At 39.8% G+C, this 588-nt stretch carries 1 protein-coding gene; it reads right to left on the bottom strand.

The window, feature by feature from the left end; translation table 11 throughout:
* On the bottom strand, positions 1-577 hold a 577-nt coding region (locus ACHABU_RS20675), incomplete at its 3' end, for a transposase (protein ID WP_435766839.1).
* Positions 578-588 lie beyond the last annotated feature (11 nt).

Below are 588 nucleotides of genomic sequence, written 5' to 3' on the forward strand. Positions count from 1 at the left end.
TGGTCTCGTAAGTTTCAATAGGTACGGCTCTAATATTCTTTGTAATTCGGACAACAAAGGAAATGTCTTGTTCCTGCCATGACATTAGGTTCTTTACCGACGGATAACCACGATCCATCAGGTATGTTGCATCATCTTCTTCGACAAGCAAATCAGGTGTTTCAACATCACCCACATTCCCTGTTGAAGGTACAATTTTGTCTGGATAAGATATATCTTCTGAAACAACCACGATACGGGTATGCATTTTTACCACGTTCCATCCTTTTGTGACGAATGCCCAGTCACAAAGCTCTGGAGGGAGTTTTAAATGCGTTGAATCGATGATTTTCAGCCGTCCAATTTCTGGATTTATCCCTTTATAATCTTTCGTAAGATCTTGAATGATATGTACCACTCTTTGAAAAAGCTCCTGAGCGAATTCCGTTGGTAGATTGTTAATTCTTCGGCTAAGTTGCGATCCGCTTATACTAGGCAGATTGATAGATTCACGAAATTCTGGATTTGCCCGAAGCCTTTCTTCCATATCCTCATAAGATTCCCACTTATCCAATTGTGCAGCCACAAAAATTTTCATTAAAGCATCTA

The sequence above is a fragment of the Oceanobacillus sp. CF4.6 genome, from assembly GCF_051262635.1.
Classification (GTDB): domain Bacteria; phylum Bacillota; class Bacilli; order Bacillales; family Amphibacillaceae; genus Oceanobacillus.